The organism is Streptomyces sp. NPDC057623, assembly GCF_042800355.1.
Lineage (GTDB): Bacteria > Actinomycetota > Actinomycetes > Streptomycetales > Streptomycetaceae > Streptomyces.
Genome location: NZ_JBHVGZ010000065.1, coordinates 40457 through 56006, shown reverse-complemented (window position 1 = coordinate 56006; position 15550 = coordinate 40457). Strand labels below are relative to the sequence as shown.

Sequence of the window (15550 nt, the reverse complement as noted above, 5' to 3'; positions counted from 1 at the left end):
GGTGTGGGGTCAAAGCGAGCCCGTCAAAAACAGGAAAAGCCGCGCGGGGTGTGTCCCAGGTTTGTTTCACCGGAAACGAAAAGCCTCCCCTCGGAGACCCTCCGGCGCCCCGCTTCGTCAGGGGCTGGGAAGCGATCTGGGGCCCGGGCTATCGCTGGCTGTACTTGAAGCAGACGCCGATCGGCTTCCACGCTTCCTTGTTCTTCTGGATGATCCCCATGGTCACCGTGTCAAGGACGTCGAACTTCTTCCCGGAGTACTTGGTGTAAGCCGTCAGGGTGCCGTACTTGCCATGAGGTACTTCCTTGCTGCCGCTGACGGTGATGCTCCGTCCCTTCGTGACGTCCCACCCGACCCCTGCGTTGATGATCTTGATCGTTGCATTGATGTCTTTTGAGGTCGTGGTGTTCACGGTCCTGGTCTCATCTATGCGCAGCGTCATCTCGCCTCGCCCCGAAGCGGCTGCAAGTGGCTTCTTGCCGCACTTCATCCCGAGCGACTTCACGTGCACGAGCTTGCGCTTCCACGGCATGTTCCAGCTGCGCGTGGACATGTTGGTGGTCAGGTCAGTGGCAATGGATTCGTTGGCAGCGGGTGGAGTCTGTGCCTGCGCCGCGCTTGGAGCAGCCTGTGCCGAGGCGCCCACGCCGAGCAGACTCATGGACAAGACGGCAACGGTGGCCCCGCGCTGGATTGTTTGGAGCTTCAAGTGATCCCCCATGATCATAAGAGAGAAGGCTTTGATCGCCTCCGGTCGAGCTCAGTCGATCAATAGGGGAAACGCTTCTGCAATCGATTTGAGGTGGATCTGGGCGTGTGCATGGCGACTCTGGTGGGCTCTCGGGCTCCCTACTCCTCTAGGAAGCCCGCGATTCCCTGAGAGATCCCTTTTGCCGCCTTCTGTCGCCACGCGCCGCTGGTGAGCAGTGTCGCGTCCTTGCTATCGCGCATGTTGCCGCACTCGATGAACACCTTGGGAACCGTTGACAGATTGAGACCGCCCAGGTCCTCACGCGTGACGAGACCGGTGCCGCCGCCGACGTAGTTGGAGGGGGCGCTGCCCGTGACGCGGACGAAGGAACCCGCGATGCGCTCGCCGAGGTCGCGGGACGGGGCGACGATGGGGCCGGTGTCGGCGGCGCCCGCGTTCACCTTGCCGGGGAGGATGACGTGGAAGCCCCGTTGGCCGGTGCCCGCGCCGTCCGCGTGGATGGAGACGACGGCGTCGGCGTCCGCCTTGTTGCCGATCTGGGCGCGTTCGTCCACGCACGGACCCCAGGAGCGGTCGCCGTCCTGCGTGAACTCGACCGTGGCGCCCTGCTTCTCCAGCAGGGTGCGCATGCGGTGGGCGACGTCGAGGGTGAACTTGGCCTCGGTGTAGCCGTCGTTCGTGGAAGTCCCTGTCGTGTCGCACTCCTTCCAGTTCGTGCCGATGTTCACCTTGCGGTTGATTTCGGCCGTGTGCTGGAAGTTGTTCGGGTTGTGGCCCGGGTCGATGACGACGACCTTGCCCTTGAGGGGGCCGGAGGCGGACGTGGAGTCCGCGGTGGGGGTCGGGCCCGGTGGCTTGTCGTCGTTCGTGGAGGACACCGTCGGCGCGGCGTCCGACGCGGGCGACGACGGCCGTACGGCAGCGGTGCCGGAGCCGTCCCCGTTGCCGGGGCCGCCCACGGCCTCGTAGATCACCCATCCGAGCAGTGCCCCCGGCACCAGTGCGGCGACCGCGACGGTCAGGGTGCGGCGGCGGCTGCGGCGGGGCTGGGGAGGATCGAAGTCCGGACCTGCGTACGACACGCCTGACACCTTACGGGCCGAACATGGCCTGCGCCGGGAGGCACGGTCGAGCGGCGCCGGAGATCAGACGCCCGCGCCCGTCCGCCTCAGCACGCGCAGCGACTCCGTCACGGACACCTCCGTGAAGGCCCCGGACTCCAGTGCCCGCAGGTACACGCGGTAGGGAGCCTGACCCGTGAATTCGTCCGCCGGGTCCGGGAACACGTCGTGGATGACCAGCAGGCCGCCCTCGGTGACATGCGGGGCCCAGCCCTCGTAGTCGGCGGTGGCGTGCTCGTCGGTGTGACCACCGTCGATGAAGACGAGGCCGAGGGGGGAGTTCCAGATCTTCGCGACCTGCGGGGAGCGGCCGACGAGGGCGACCACGTGCTCCTCCAGGCCGGCCCGGCGCAGGGTCCTGCGGAACGTCGGCAGCGTGTCCATCAGGCCGATCTCGGGGTCGACCGTTTCCGGGTCGTGGTACTCCCAGCCCGGCTGCTGCTCCTCGCTGCCGCGGTGGTGGTCGACCGTGAGGGCGGTCACGCCGGCCTCGCGGGCGGCGTCGGCGAGCAGGATCGTGGAGCGGCCGCAGTAGGTGCCGACCTCCAGGAGGGGGAGGCCGAGCCGTCCGGCCTTCACGGCTGCCGCGTACAGGGCCAGGCCCTCGCCCGCGGGCATGAAGCCCTTCGCGGCCTCGAAGGCGGCCAGGATCTCGGGCTTGGGGGCCGGGGTCATGGGGAGGGGCCTTCCGGTCGTGCGTGCGTCTGGGCGCCCCATGCTGCCGTACCCCCTGGTCGGCAGGCGACAGGGGGTACGGCGATACGGCGGGGTGGATCAGGGCGCGTCGGAGCTGTCGAGCCTGTTCACCTTGATGCGGCTGGTGTCGTACTCCCAGACGACGAAGAACTTGCCCGGGGCGTACTCATCGGCCATCGCGTAGGTGTCCCAGCCCTCCCCTGTGGTGCCGGGAGAGTCGACCTGGGGCTCCGTGCCGTTGGCGAAGAGCGTGGGGGCGCTCCAGCTTCCGTCGCGGCGTTTGGTCTTGTAGTAGAGGACGTCGCGGTAGGTGGGGTCCGGTGGGTTCGCGCTCCGCACGGGGCCGTTGTAGATGTACAGGTACTGCCCGTTGCTGTCCTTGGTGAAATAGGCCTTGGACGTGTCCGCGCTCGGCAGGCTGGTGTCCCGTTCGAAGGGCGACCAGCTGACGCCACCGTCGGGGCTCGTGGACTTCATGGCGTAGTCGTTGGTGCTGCGGGCGACCATGACCAGTTCGTTCGCGGGCGTGCTGCTCTGGGAGAGGGCGATCTGGTTTTCGCCGGCCTTGACGGTGTCGGCGTTTCCATTGATCACCGAGCCGGCCTTCGACCAGGTCTTCAGGTCCTTGGAGGTCAGCACTCCGTTCTCCCGCTTGCTCGCCCAGTACGGCATGACGTGCCGGACGTCGTCCGGTTCGGTGGGGTTCGTCCACTTCAGCGGGTGTCCGGCGAAGACCATGTTGGGGATGTCCGTCGGGAAGGTGGCGGGATAGGTCTGCCAGGAGTGGCCCTCGTCGGTGCTGCGCTTGACGACGGTGTCGCTGATCGGAAGGCCGTCGTGGTTGATCCCGTCGTCCGCGCTGTCGTTCCCGTCGTCGTTGTCCGTGTCCGCGATCGGGGTGCGCCCCATGAACGCGAACAGCTCGCTGCCCGACTTGTAGAGGATGACGTAGTGCCAGGCGAACGCGCTGGTCTCCTGGGCGAGCATCTGGGGGCGGCTCCAGTTGGCGCCGCCGTCGGTCGTGTACGAGTACCGGATGTACCCCATGTCGACGTTGCCGGGCCGCAGGCCCTCCCGCCAGGCGACGACAGCGTTGTTCGCGCTGGTGCTGACGATGTCGGGGGTGCGTGTCCCGTCGCCCCCGGTGACGACGTTCGCGTAGACCGTCGACTCGGACGACGTGCCCTCGGCGGCGGCCGACCCCTGCAGCAGCAGGCCGGACACGACGGTGAGGACGAGCGCGGTCAGGAGTACGGGCCAGGCCCGTCTGCGCGTCACCACATCCACTGCTGGCTCCCGCTTGTCGAGCAGGTCCACTGAATGGCCTCCGTTCCCGGGGTCTGACTGGAGCTTGGGATCGCGAGACACAGCCCGCTGTTCTTGTTCTGGAACCGGTCCAGACTGATGCGGACCCAGACCTGCTCGTCGCCGCCGCCGCACGGCCACTGCACGACCTTGGCGCCGTTCTGCGTGCTCGCGCCCGCGAGAGCCAGGCACTTGCCGTTCACCTTGTTGACGACCCGGAAGCCCCCGGACACCGATTGGAGCGCCCAGTAGTTGCTGTCGCTGTTGCTGCACGACCACTGGATCATCGCGACGCCGTTGTCGTAGCTGGAGCCGGGGTTGGCCAGGCACTGGCCGGTGCCGAAGTTGTAGAGACGGGCGTAGGTGGAGGTGTCCTCGGACCACACCCAGCGCTGGTCCAGGTTCGTCGAGCAGGTCCACTGGATGATCGCGGCGCCGTTGGCGGTGGTGGAGTTGGGGACCGCCAGGCACTTGTCGCTGTTCAGGTTCCGCAGCCGGTTCCAGCTGTCGTGGACCCAGACCTGCTCGTCGCCGGTGCTGTCGCAGGGCCACTGGATGGCCTGTGTGCCGTCGGCCACGCTGGAGTTGGGCATGGCGAGACACCGGTCGCTGAAGCGGTTGCGGACCAGGTAGCGATCTCCATTTCCGCCCGCCACCTTGGTGAACGTCCAGTCCTGGTCATGGTTCTCGCTACAGGTCCACTGGACCAGGCCCGTGCCGTCGGCCGTACTGGAGTTGGGGACGGCCAGGCATCTTCCCGCGTTGAGGTTGCGGAGGTTTCGCCAGTCGTCCTCCGCCTTCGCCGGGGTGGACGAGGCGAGCGTGTACACCAGCGTGGCGGCGATCGAGCACACCAGCGTGGCCAGGACGGCCAGTACGCGCGTCGGTTTTTTCATAGACATGACATCGAGCAATCTCTCCGTTTCCGTTGCCGCATGGCTGGCAGGTCGAATCTCCGTACATGCGACGGATGTTGGGTGTTGTTGTGTGCATGCGGGCACCGAGTGACAAGCCGATGCGGACGGGGTGACGTGGCGAGGAACGGTTGGCCACGGGTGCGCGGCGTGGCGGCAAACTCTCCCCCGGTGTTCGAGGGCTCCCGGGCGTGCGAAACGCCGTACCCCCCTGCCGGGTGGCGGCAAGGGGGTACGGCGTCAGCGAGAGGCGAGCGGCGAGAGGGGAGAGGCGGGAAGCGAGAGGCGAGAAGCGGGGCCGGTTACGCCGAGACCGCTGCCTCCGGCAGTGCCAGATCCACGTCCACCGCGCTGTCGTCGCCCTTGTGCGTCGCCGACGAGGCGAGCGGAGCGTGGCCGTCGGCTCGGGCGGCCAGGACGTAGGCGCCCTGGGCGGGGACGGTGAGGGCGTAGCGGCCGTCCTCCGCGGAGAGGGTGGCGCCCGCCTGGCGGCCCCGGCGGTCGATCAGGGTGACCTTGGCGCGGGCCACGGGGGTGCCGGTGGCGTCCAGGACGCGGCCGCGGAAGCCGCGCAGGACCTCCTCGGCGTGCTTCAGGTTGGCGTCCTCCTCGCTGCTGGCGCGCAGCTGCGGGTGGGCGGTGGCCGGGCGCTGCTTCGGGAGGAAGAGGGCCAGGAGCAGGCCGACGGCGACCGCGGCGGTCGCGATCAGGAAGGAGACGCGGAAGCCGTGCATCGTGGGGATCTCCACGCCGCCGACGTCGTTCGCGGTGTTGGCCAGCACCATGCCGATGACGGCGCTCGACACCGACGTACCGATGGAGCGCATCAGCGTGTTGAGGCCGTTCGCCGCGCCCGTCTCCGAGGCGGGGACCGCGCCGATGATCAGGGCGGGGAGGGAGGAGTAGGCCAGGCCGATGCCGGCGCCGAGGATCACGGAGATGACGAGGCTCTGCCAGGGGGCGCTCATCAGGCCGAGGCCGGCGCCGTAGCCGATGGCGATGATGAGCAGGCCGAGGATCAGGGTGGTCTTGGGGCCGTACTTCGCGGAGAGACGGGCGTAGACGGGGGCGGTGAACATCATCGTCAGGCCGAGCGGAGCGACGAGCAGGCCCGCTACGACCATCGACTGGCCGAGGCCGTAGCCGGTCTCCTTCGGCAGTTGGAGCAGCTGAGGGAGGACCAGGGAGACGACGTAGAACGAGACCCCGACCATGATCGAGGCGAGGTTGGTGAAGAGGACGGCCGGGCGGGCCGTGGTGCGCAGGTCGACGAGGGGGGCCTGGGCGCGCAGCTCGTAGACGCCCCAGAGGAGGAGCACGGCGGCCGACGCGCCGAACAGGCCGAGGGTGGTGCCCGAGGCCCAGCCCCAGTCGCTGCCCTTGGTGATCGGCAGGAGGAAGAGGACGAGGCCGGCGGAGAGGCCGAACGCGCCGAGGCCGTCGAAGGAGCCTTCCGCGCGGACCTTGGACTCCGGTACGACGAGGAGGGTCAGGGCGATGGCGAGGACGCCGAGGCCGGCGGCGCCGTAGAAGAGGGCGTGCCAGTTCGCGTGCTGGGCGACCAGGGCCGCGGCGGGCAGCGCGAGTCCGCCGCCGACGCCGATCGAGGAGCTCATCAGGGCCATCGCCGAGCCGAGCCGCTCGCGGGGCAGCATGTCGCGCATCAGGCCGATGCCGAGGGGGATCGCGCCCATGGCGAAGCCCTGGAGGGTACGGCCGACGATCATGGGGAGCAGGGTGCTGGTGAACGCGCTGACCAGGGCGCCGACCACCATCACCGACAGGCTGGCTATCAGCATGCGCCGCTTGCCGTAGAGGTCGCCGAGGCGGCCCATGATCGGGGTTGCGACGGCGCCGGAGAGCAGCGTGGAGGTCAGGACCCAGGTGGCGTTGCTGGGCGCGGTGCTCAGCAGTTGCGGCAGGTCCTTGATGACGGGGACGAGCAGGGTCTGCATCACCGCGACAACGATGCCCGCGAAGGCGAGGACCGGGACGAGGGGGCCGGTCGCTCTGCCGGTGGGCTGTTCGTTCGTCGTTTGTGTCATGTGGGGGATCAACCCGGTGTGCCTGGGCAACTATTCCGATGCTTTGGCCAGCTAACGATTTCTTGACCTTCTCTTGGGGAACGGGCGTGGACCTAGGTCCGGCCTGGGTCCCTGTGAGGGGGGCCTAGGCCCAATTCCTGATGCCAGGAGCGTCGGTCGTTGAGAGCATGACACTCATGCTCCGAGCCGCTGACACCACCACCCGTATGTCCCGCCGCAGCGCGCCCCCCACCTGGCTGGTGGTGGCGCTCGCGTGCGCCGGACAGTTCCTGGTCGTGCTCGACGTGTCCGTCGTGAATGTGGCCCTGCCCTCCATGCGGGCCGACCTGGCGATGAGCGCGCAGGGCCTGCAATGGGTCGTGAACGCGTACGCGATCGCTTTCGCCGGGTTCATGCTGCTGGGCGGGCGGGCCGGTGACCTGTACGGCCGTAAGCGGATGTTCCTCTTCGGGCTCGCCGTGTTCACCCTGGCCTCGCTGGCCGGCGGACTGGCCCAGCAGGACTGGCAGCTGCTGATCGCACGGGCCGTGCAGGGGCTGGGCGCGGCCGTGCTGGCGCCCTCGACGCTGACGATCCTGACGGCGGCGGTACCGGAAGGGGCGGCGCGGGCGCGGGCCATCGGCACCTGGACGGCCGTCGGCGCCGGGGGCGGTGCGGCGGGCGGGCTCGTCGGCGGGGTCCTGGTGGACGTGCTGTCGTGGCGCTGGGTCCTGCTGATCAACGTGCCGGTGGGCGCGGTCGTGCTGGCCGGTTCCGTGCTCTGGCTCGCGGAGAGCCGGACCGGGGCCGGGCGGCGGCTGGATCTGCCGGGGGCGGTGCTGGTGACGGCGGGGCTGGCGACGTTGGCGTACGGCATCTCGCAGACGGAGGCGTCGGGCTGGACGGCGACGGCCACGGTCGTGCCCCTGCTCGCCGGTCTCGCCCTGATCGGCGCCTTCGTGCTCGTGGAGTCGCGTACGGCGGCTCCGCTGATGCCGCTCGGGCTGTTCCGGGTGCGGGCGGTGTCGTCGGCGAACGGGGCGATGTTCCTGTGCGGGTCGGCGATGTTCTGCATGTGGTTCTTCATGACGCTGTACGTGCAGAACGTGCTCGGCTACACCCCGCTGGAGGCCGGCCTCGCCCTGGTGCCGAGCTCGCTGGCCGTGCTCCTCGGCTCCAAGCTCGCGCCGCGCCTCATGCCACGGCTCGGCATACGCGACCTGGCGGCGGCCGGCACGCTCGTGGCGGTCGTCGGCTTCGGCTGGCAGTCGACGCTGAGCGCGCAGGGCGCGTACGTCACGTCGATCATGGTGCCGGGCATCCTGATGATGCTGGGGGCGGGCCTGGCGGCGACCCCGCTGGCGGCGCTGGCCACGTCCGGGGCAGAGCCGGGGGAGGCCGGGCTGGTGTCGGGGCTGGTCAACACCTCGCGCACGATGGGTGGTTCGCTGGGCCTCGCGATCCTGTCGACGCTGGCGGCGGCCCGCTCGGGCGGCGTCGCGACGCCTGAGGCGCTGACGGAGGGGTACGCGCTGGCGTTCCGGACGGGGGCGTGGGTGCTGGCCGGGGGTGTGGTGCTGATGTTGGTGTGGTTGCCGCGGAGGCCTGCCGGCCACTGAGGGGAGCGATGGGGTTGGAGGCAGCAGGGGGGCAGCTGGGGGGCAGCTGGGGGGGGCAGCTTGAGGGGCGGTGATCACGGCCGCCGACCTGAGCGACTCCGGCCGACCTGGGCAGACCCGGGACTGGCCGTCGCCGCAGGGTGGGTTCGGCCGGGAGCGGCATGACTCGGGCCGTCGGCGCCGACAGCGGACACGGCCAAAGCAGCGCCGTCGTAGCAGCCCCGTCAAAGCATCCCGCCAAAGCAGCCGGTCAAAGCAGTCCGCCCGCTACCGGACATCATTCGCAGTGTTCCGGCCTTCAGGCCGGGGGCGAAGCGAATCTTGCGCCTGCGACGCGGGTTCGGCTTTCCTAGTGTGATCGTCATGCAGCTCCGGTACTCCTTCAGGGTGTACCCGAACACCGTCCAGCAGGCCGCTCTGGCCCGGGCGTTCGGGTGCGCGCGTGTCGTGTTCAACGACGCCGTGCGTGCCCGCGAGGACGCCCGTAAGGCCGGGCAGTCGTTCCCGACGGCCGGTCAGCTGTCCCGGGAGCTGATCACGGAGGCGAAACGGACGAAGGAGCGGTCCTGGCTGGGAGGGGTCTCCGCGGTCGTCCTCCAGCAGTCCCTGCGCGACGCCGAGGCCGCCTACCGCAATTTCTTCGCCTCCCTCACGGGTATGCGGAAGGGCCGAAAACTGGGCTCGCCCCGTTTCAAGTCCCGCAAGGACAGCAGGCAGTCGATCCGGTTCACGGCCAACGCCCGCTGGAGCATTTCCGACCGGGGACGGCTGAACCTGCCGAAGATCGGGGCGGTGAGGGTGAAGTGGTCCCGTACCCTGCCCGCCACGCCCACCTCCGTCACCATCGTCTAGGACGCGGCCGGAAGATTTTTCGCCTCCTTCGTCATCGACACCGACCCCCCGCCGCCGACCAGGCGCGGATGCCGGAGACCGACCGCACCATCGGTATCGATCTCGGCCTCACTCAATTCGCGGTGCTCTCCGACGGCACGAAGATCGACTCCCCGCGTTTTCTGCGGCGCGCGGAGAAGAAACTGAAGAAGAACCAGCGGGAACTGTCCCGCAAGCAGAAGGGATCAAAGAACCGGGCCAAGGCCCGCCACAAGGTCGCCCGCGCCCACGCCAAAGTGGCCGATGCCCGCCGCGAGTTCCACCACCAGCTCTCCACGAAGCTGATCTCCGAGAACCAAGGAATCGCCGTGGAGGACCTGTCGGTGGCGGGACTGGCCCGTACCAGGCTGGCCAAGTCCGTGCATGACGCCGGATGGGCTCAGTTCCTCGGCATGCTGGCGTACAAAGCAGAACGGTACGGCCGCACGCTGGTCATGATCGGCCGGTTCGAGCCGACCTCCCAGACCTGCTCGACCTGCGGTATCAAAGACGGACCCAAGCCCCTGAACATCCGGGAGTGGACCTGTACCGCCTGCGGCACCGTCCACGACCGGGACACCAACGCCGCACTCAACATCAAAACGGCCGCCGGACTGGCGGTGACGGCCTGCGGAGCGCCGGTAAGACCAGGAGCAATCCCGGCACAGCGCGAAGAAACAGGAAGCCACGGATTCCCGACCGGAAACCGGGCCGCGTAGCGGCACAGCAACCAGTCAAGGAAGGCCAGAATCCTCGTCCTTCAGGGCGAGGAGCAAGTCAAAGCCACCCCTGCTGCCGTGCCTCCCGCAACGCCTCCATCCGGTTGCGGGTGCCCGTCTTGCCGATGGCGGAGGAGAGGTAGTTGCGGACCGTGGACTCGGACAGGTGCAGCTTGCTCGCGATGTCGGCGACCGTCGCGCCGTCCGTCGAGGCGCCCAGGACGTCGCACTCGCGGGCGGTGAGCGGGTTGGGGCCGGCGCTCAGCGCGGCCGCGGCGAGGGCCGGGTCGATCACCGTCTCGCCGGTCAGCACCCGGCGGATCGCGACCGCCAGGTCCTCCACGGGGCCGTCCTTCACCAGGAAACCGGCGGCTCCCGCCTCCATGGCCCGGCGCAGATAGCCCGGGCGGCCGAAGGTCGTCAGGATCAGCACCCGGCAGTCCGGGACCTGGTCGCGCAGCTCGGCCGCGGCGTCCAGTCCGCTGCGGCCCGGGAGTTCGATGTCGAGCAGGGCGACGTCCGGGCGGTACACGAGGGCGGTGTCCGCGATCGTGTCCCCGGCCGACACCTGCGCCACGACGTCGATGTCCGGTTCCATCGCGAGCAGTAAGGCGAGAGCGCCGCGCATCATGCCCTGGTCCTCGGCGAGCAGCACCCGGATGGACTTGGCGGGACGGTGGTCCCGCGGCATCTCGTTCACGGCCCAAGAGTAGGTGCCACGGTGCTTTATGGATCGTGCCGTGCGGCGTGGGGCGGCCGTGTGGTGTCTCGCCCCCGCCGCCCCTACCCGTCCCGTCCCTTGAAGGGGCTTCGCCCCTTCGACCCCACTGGGGCTGCCGCCCCAGACCCCGCTTCGGCCCTGAAGGGGCCTCGTCCTCAAACGCCGGACGGGCTGAAGGTGCCTGGGCCGGCGTGGTGTCCCGCGGGTGGGTGGGGGTTCGGGATGGCGGTGGCCTTGTCCTCGAACGCCGGACGGGCTGACATGCCGGGCCCGGTGCCGAGAGGTGGTCGTGTTCGGTCTCAGACGCCGGACGGGCTGAAAGGGCGATCGCTCGTAGGTGTCGGCTCGCGCACGTCCGTCAACTCCCAGGAGTCCACCGGGAGTTCCGCCGTCACCACGAAACCGCGCCGGGGCCCCGGGCCCGCCGTCAGGGTGCCGCCGGCCGTGGCGAGGCGTTCCGTCAGGCCCCTCAGGCCGGTGCCGCCGATGCCCTCGCGGGGGGTCGTGACGGGCGTGCCGGTGCCGTCGTCGGTGACGGTGAGGCGGACGCGTTCCGGGGTGCCGGAGAGGGCGATCTCGCAGTGGGCCGCGTCGCTGTGCCGTACGACATTGGTCACCGCCTCGCGCACCACCCAGCCCAGCAGGGCCTCGGTCCGCGGGGCGAGCGGCGGGCCGGACCGGTGGATCCGCGGAGTGACACCCGCCGCCGACAGGGCCGAGCCCGCGCGGTCGAGTTCCGTGGCGAGGGTGGCGTCGCGATAGCCCGTCACCGCCTCCCGGATCTCCGTGAGCGCCTGTCGGCCGACCGACTCGATGTCGCCGATCTGGGCCAGCGCGGCATCCACGTCGCGGGCCGCCAGCCGTCGCGCCGCCTCCGACTTCACCACGATCACCGACAGGGTGTGGCCGAGCAGGTCGTGCAGATCGCGGGAGAAGCGCAGCCGTTCCTCCTCGACCGCCCGCCGCGCCAGCTCCTCGCGGGCCGCCCGCAGTTCCCGTACCGCCTCCGACAGGGACAGGATCGCCGCCGTCACGATCGTCGAGATCCATGTGGCGTACGCGATGTCCAGGCCGCCCCAGCCGTCCCGGACGAACGCCGTCACACCGGAGAGCACGGTCACCGCGCCTCCCGGCAGACGCAGCCGCGGCATCCGGACCGCCGCCCCCGTCGCCAGCCCGAGCAGCGGGAAGAACAGCAGCCAGGAGCCGCCGTAGCCCATGCCGAGTGCGCAGGTCACGGCCGCCAGCGCGGCCAGTGCCAGCTGGGTGGAGCGGGCCTCCCGCTTCTCCTTCACGAACGCGCGGGTCGCGATGTAGATGTAGAGCGAGTTGAAGGTGAGCAGCCCCAGGCCGCCGATCCACGGGTTGGGCGCGTGGCCCTGGAAGAGGTTGGAGAAGGAGCCCATCCCCAGCAGCAGCCAGGGGAGCAGGGCGAAGCCGGTGGGGTGCGGACCCGGGGTGTCCGGGAGCCGGCCGGCCCGCAGCGGGGTCGGCGTGCACGACACCTTGCGCATCCAGGACATGTCCCGTCCCCCGTTCGTCGGTTCCGTCCTCAGTGTCATGCCTTCGACGCTACGGATCGAGGCCCGCGCGCGGCAGGTCCGCCTGTCCGCACTCCGGCAGGACAAATGTCACGGGGGCCGGAAGGGAGGAACCGCGCGGACTCAGCTGACGCACCGTCAGGAGCCTTCACAAGTGCGGTGCGCTCGGCTATACAGAGGGCGCCGGACTGGAACGCGTTCTAGATCGGCCCGCGACGACCTCGGTGCGGCCGACGGTGCGGACGGCCGTACCGGGGTCTTGACCGAAGCCACCTGTCAGGAGCCGTATGCCCATCGACGCAGCCAAGGCGCTCGCCGCCGGACCCCGGACCGGCGAGATCTCCTGGAACTCCAAGGACGTCCAGCTCTACCACCTCGGCATCGGAGCGGGCGTGCCGGCCACCGACCCCGACGAACTGCGCTACACCCTGGAGTCCCGGCTGCACGTCCTGCCCAGTTTCGCCACCGTCGCGGGCTCGGGCTCGCCGGGCGTGATCAGCGGACTGTCCATGCCGGGCATCGAGGTCGACCTCGCCAAGGTCCTGCACGGCGGCCAGTCACTGACCCTCCACCGCCCCATCCCGGTCCAGGGCACCGCCACCGCCACCCACCGCATCGCCGCCGTCCACGACAAGGGCAAGGCCGCCGTCCTCGTCCTGCGCACCGAAGTCGCCGACGCCGACGGCCCGTTGTGGACCAACGACGCCCAGATCTTCGTACGGGGAGAAGGCGGGTGGGGAGGAGACCGGGGCCCCTCCGCCCGCCTCGAACCCCCCGTCGGTGAGCCCGAGCGGACCGTCGAGCGGGCGATCCGCGAGGACCAGGCCCTGCTCTACCGCCTCTCCGGCGACTGGAACCCCCTGCACGCCGACCCCGAGTTCGCCAAGGTCGCCGGATTCGAGCGGCCCATCCTGCACGGACTGTGCACCTACGGCATCACGCTCAAGGCGGTCGTCGACACGCTGCTCGGTGGCGACGTGACCCGGGTGCGGTCGTACGCCACCCGGTTCGCCGGGGTCGTGTACCCGGGGGAGACCCTGCGGATCCGCGTGTGGCGGCAGGAGGGTGCCGTACGGGTCGCCGTCAGCGCGGTCGAGCGGGACGACGCGCCCGTCCTCGCCGACACCGTCGTCGAACACTCCTGAACCCAGAACGCCGTACGAGGGGAGCCGCACCATGCGCGCAGCCGTACTGCACGAGATCGGCCAGGACAAGCTGGAGGTCCTCGACGACGTCGAGGCGGTGGGCTTCGGGCCCGGCAGGGTGCGGGTCCGGGTGCGGGCCACCGGGCTGTGCCACTCGGACCTGTCCGCGATGGCGGGGGTACTGCCCCAGCCGGGCCCCTTCGTGCCCGGTCACGAGGGGGCGGGCGAGATCCTCGAAGTCGGGGAGGGCGTCCGCGATCTGAAGCCCGGCGACCGGGTCGTCGTCTGCTGGCTGCCCGCCTGCGGTGCCTGTCCCGCCTGCAAGCGCGGCCAGACCGAGCTGTGCCTGGCCGGGTTCATGAACGCCGGCACCCCCAACTTCAGGCGCCCCGCCGGTGACGTCTTCGGCTTCGCCGGCACCGGCACCTTCGCCGAGGAGGTCATCGTCGACGCCGGCTGCGCGGTGCCGATCCCCGACGACGTCCCCTTCGACATCGCCGCCCTCATCGGCTGCGGGGTGACCACCGGACTCGGGGCCGCCCTCAACACCGCCGACGTGGAGGCCGGTTCGTCGGTCGCCGTCATCGGCTGCGGCGGCGTCGGCATCTCCGCGATCCAGGGCGCCCGGCTCAAGGGCGCCGCGGAGATCGTCGCCGTCGACCCGGTCGCCTCGCGCCGCGAGTCCGCGCTCAGGTTCGGCGCCACGAGGGCCGTCTCACCGGACGAACTGGCCGACGCCAAACAGCAGGTCACCGCAGGCGAGGGCTTCGACTACGTCTTCGAGGTCGTCGGCAGGTCCGCCACCGCCCGCACGGCCTACGAGAACACCCGGCGCGGCGGCACCCTGGTCATCGTCGGCGCGGGCGCCATGGACGACTTCCTCCAGCTCAACATGTTCGAGCTGTTCTTCGACGAGAAGCGGATCCTGCCGTCCATGTACGGCGGCGGAGACGTCCTGCGCTCCTACGAGCGCACGATCGCCCTGTGGCGGGCGGGCCGCATCGACCTCGCCGGCCTGATCACCCACCGGGTGCCGCTGGCCGACATCAACGAGGCCCTGGACCAGATGCGGACGGGCACGGCGCTGCGCACGTGCATAGAGATCTGACCTGGAAGAGGTCGCATGACGTCGAAGGGGTCGTATGTCACTGCCACTTGAGGGCCTGTCCGCCATCGTCACCGGCGCCGGGCGCGGACTCGGCCGGGCCGAGGCGCTGGAACTCGCCCGGCTCGGCGCGGCCGTCGTCGTCAACGACTACGGACAGCCCGGCCGGGACGGCTCGGGCGAGGCATGCGCCGGGCCCGCCGAGGAGGTCGCCGCCGAGATCCGCGCGGCGGGCGGCACGGCGGTCGCCCACACCGGGGACATCGCCGACTTCGCCCAGGCGGGCGCGCTCGTCGAGTCGGCCGTCGCCGAGTTCGGCAAGCTGGACATCCTGGTCAACAACGCGGGCATCCTGCGCGACCGCATGGTCTTCTCCATGGCGGAGGGGGAGTGGGACTCGGTGATCCGGGTCCATCTCAAGGGCCACTTCAACACGACCCGGTTCGCCGCCGCGCACTGGCGCGAGCGGTCCAAGGCGGCGGGAGGCCCGGTGTTCGGGCGGATCGTGAACACCTCCTCGGAGGCGTTCCTCGCCGGGTCCGCCGGGCAGCCCAACTACGCGGCCGCGAAGGGCGGAATCGTCGGGCTCACCACCTCCACCGCCCTCGCGCTCGCCAAGTACGGCGTGACCGCCAACGCCATCTGCCCGCGCGCCCGCACCCGCATGACCGAGGACGTCTTCGCGGGCCTGGCCCGGCCGGAGGACGGGCTCGACCCGCTCGCCCCCGAACATGTCGCCCCCCTCGTCGGCTACTTGGCCTCGCCGGCCGCCGCCCGGATCAACGGCCAGCTGATCGTCGTCCACGGCGGCATGGTGGCGATCGCCGAACGGCCGCGGATCGCCGCGAAGTTCGACAGCAAGCAGGAGACGTTCACCTACGACGAGCTCGACGCGCTGCTCACCCCGCACTACGAGCAGCGGCCGCCGGGAGAGACGTTCGCGGCGGCTGAGGTGCTGGGACTGAAACGGGGCTGAACGCGGAGGCGGACAGGGAGGCGGACAGACGGGCGGGCACGGGAACGGCCCCGTCCCCCAGCGGGGACAGGGCCGTATGCCT

At 70.2% G+C, this 15550-nt stretch carries 14 protein-coding genes; 6 read left to right on the top strand and 8 right to left on the bottom strand.

Annotated elements, in window-relative coordinates; translation table 11 throughout:
- Positions 1–148 precede the first annotated feature (148 nt).
- From ACFU95_RS40340 to ACFU95_RS40315, 6 genes are all read right to left on the bottom strand, one after another.
- Positions 149–661: a hypothetical protein gene (locus ACFU95_RS40340; RefSeq protein ID WP_383839208.1), complete on the bottom strand. Its 513-nt coding sequence runs from the start codon at positions 659–661 to the stop codon at positions 149–151.
- 188 nt (positions 662–849) lie between these two features.
- A complete protein-coding gene (locus ACFU95_RS40335) occupies positions 850–1794 on the bottom strand; it encodes an N-acetylmuramoyl-L-alanine amidase (protein ID WP_383839205.1) in 945 nt (314 codons plus the stop codon).
- A 63-nt stretch (positions 1795–1857) separates the two neighbouring features.
- Entirely contained in the window at positions 1858–2508 is a 651-nt protein-coding gene (locus ACFU95_RS40330; protein ID WP_383839202.1) for a class I SAM-dependent methyltransferase, read from the bottom strand.
- Positions 2509–2607: 99 nt separating this feature from the next.
- The gene (locus ACFU95_RS40325; RefSeq protein WP_383839199.1) at positions 2608–3846 is read right to left on the bottom strand and encodes a sialidase family protein; all 1239 of its coding nucleotides are present in this window, start codon (positions 3844–3846) and stop codon (positions 2608–2610) included.
- Positions 3804–4730, bottom strand: coding sequence for an RICIN domain-containing protein (locus ACFU95_RS40320; protein ID WP_383839196.1), 927 nt, complete (start codon positions 4728–4730; stop codon positions 3804–3806). Before ACFU95_RS40320 ends, ACFU95_RS40325 begins: the two co-directional genes overlap by 43 nt.
- Positions 4731–5050: 320 nt before the next feature.
- Positions 5051–6793, bottom strand: a complete 1743-nt coding sequence (locus tag ACFU95_RS40315) for an MFS transporter (protein WP_383839193.1) — start codon at positions 6791–6793, stop codon at positions 5051–5053.
- 176 nt (positions 6794–6969) lie between these two features.
- Here ACFU95_RS40315 and ACFU95_RS40310 point away from each other — a divergent pair, with 176 nt between their 5' ends.
- From ACFU95_RS40310 to ACFU95_RS40300, 3 genes are all read left to right on the top strand, one after another.
- The gene (locus tag ACFU95_RS40310; RefSeq protein WP_383839190.1) at positions 6970–8391 is read left to right on the top strand and encodes a DHA2 family efflux MFS transporter permease subunit; all 1422 of its coding nucleotides are present in this window, start codon (positions 6970–6972) and stop codon (positions 8389–8391) included.
- 363 nt (positions 8392–8754) lie between these two features.
- Positions 8755–9243, top strand: a complete 489-nt coding sequence (locus ACFU95_RS40305; RefSeq protein ID WP_383839187.1) for an RNA-guided endonuclease InsQ/TnpB family protein — start codon at positions 8755–8757, stop codon at positions 9241–9243.
- Positions 9244–9311: 68 nt separating this feature from the next.
- Positions 9312–9980, top strand: coding sequence for an RNA-guided endonuclease TnpB family protein (locus ACFU95_RS40300; protein ID WP_383839184.1), 669 nt, complete (start codon positions 9312–9314; stop codon positions 9978–9980).
- Between the two features lie 58 nt (positions 9981–10038).
- Here ACFU95_RS40300 and ACFU95_RS40295 read toward each other — a convergent pair whose 3' ends face one another.
- Together ACFU95_RS40295 and ACFU95_RS40290 are read right to left on the bottom strand one after the other, a co-directional pair.
- Positions 10039–10671, bottom strand: a complete 633-nt coding sequence (locus ACFU95_RS40295; protein ID WP_383839226.1) for a response regulator — start codon at positions 10669–10671, stop codon at positions 10039–10041.
- A 329-nt stretch (positions 10672–11000) separates the two neighbouring features.
- Entirely contained in the window at positions 11001–12224 is a 1224-nt protein-coding gene (locus tag ACFU95_RS40290; protein ID WP_383839223.1) for a sensor histidine kinase, read from the bottom strand.
- Between the two features lie 305 nt (positions 12225–12529).
- Here ACFU95_RS40290 and ACFU95_RS40285 point away from each other — a divergent pair, with 305 nt between their 5' ends.
- From ACFU95_RS40285 to ACFU95_RS40275, 3 genes are read left to right on the top strand one after another with little or no spacing between them, the layout of a single operon-like run.
- The gene (locus tag ACFU95_RS40285; protein WP_383839181.1) at positions 12530–13387 is read left to right on the top strand and encodes a MaoC/PaaZ C-terminal domain-containing protein; all 858 of its coding nucleotides are present in this window, start codon (positions 12530–12532) and stop codon (positions 13385–13387) included.
- A gap of 31 nt (positions 13388–13418) precedes the next feature.
- Positions 13419–14495: a Zn-dependent alcohol dehydrogenase gene (locus ACFU95_RS40280; protein ID WP_383839177.1), complete on the top strand. Its 1077-nt coding sequence runs from the start codon at positions 13419–13421 to the stop codon at positions 14493–14495.
- A gap of 34 nt (positions 14496–14529) precedes the next feature.
- Positions 14530–15468, top strand: coding sequence for a 3-oxoacyl-ACP reductase (locus ACFU95_RS40275; RefSeq protein ID WP_383839174.1), 939 nt, complete (start codon positions 14530–14532; stop codon positions 15466–15468).
- Positions 15469–15550: the final 82 nt, after the last annotated feature.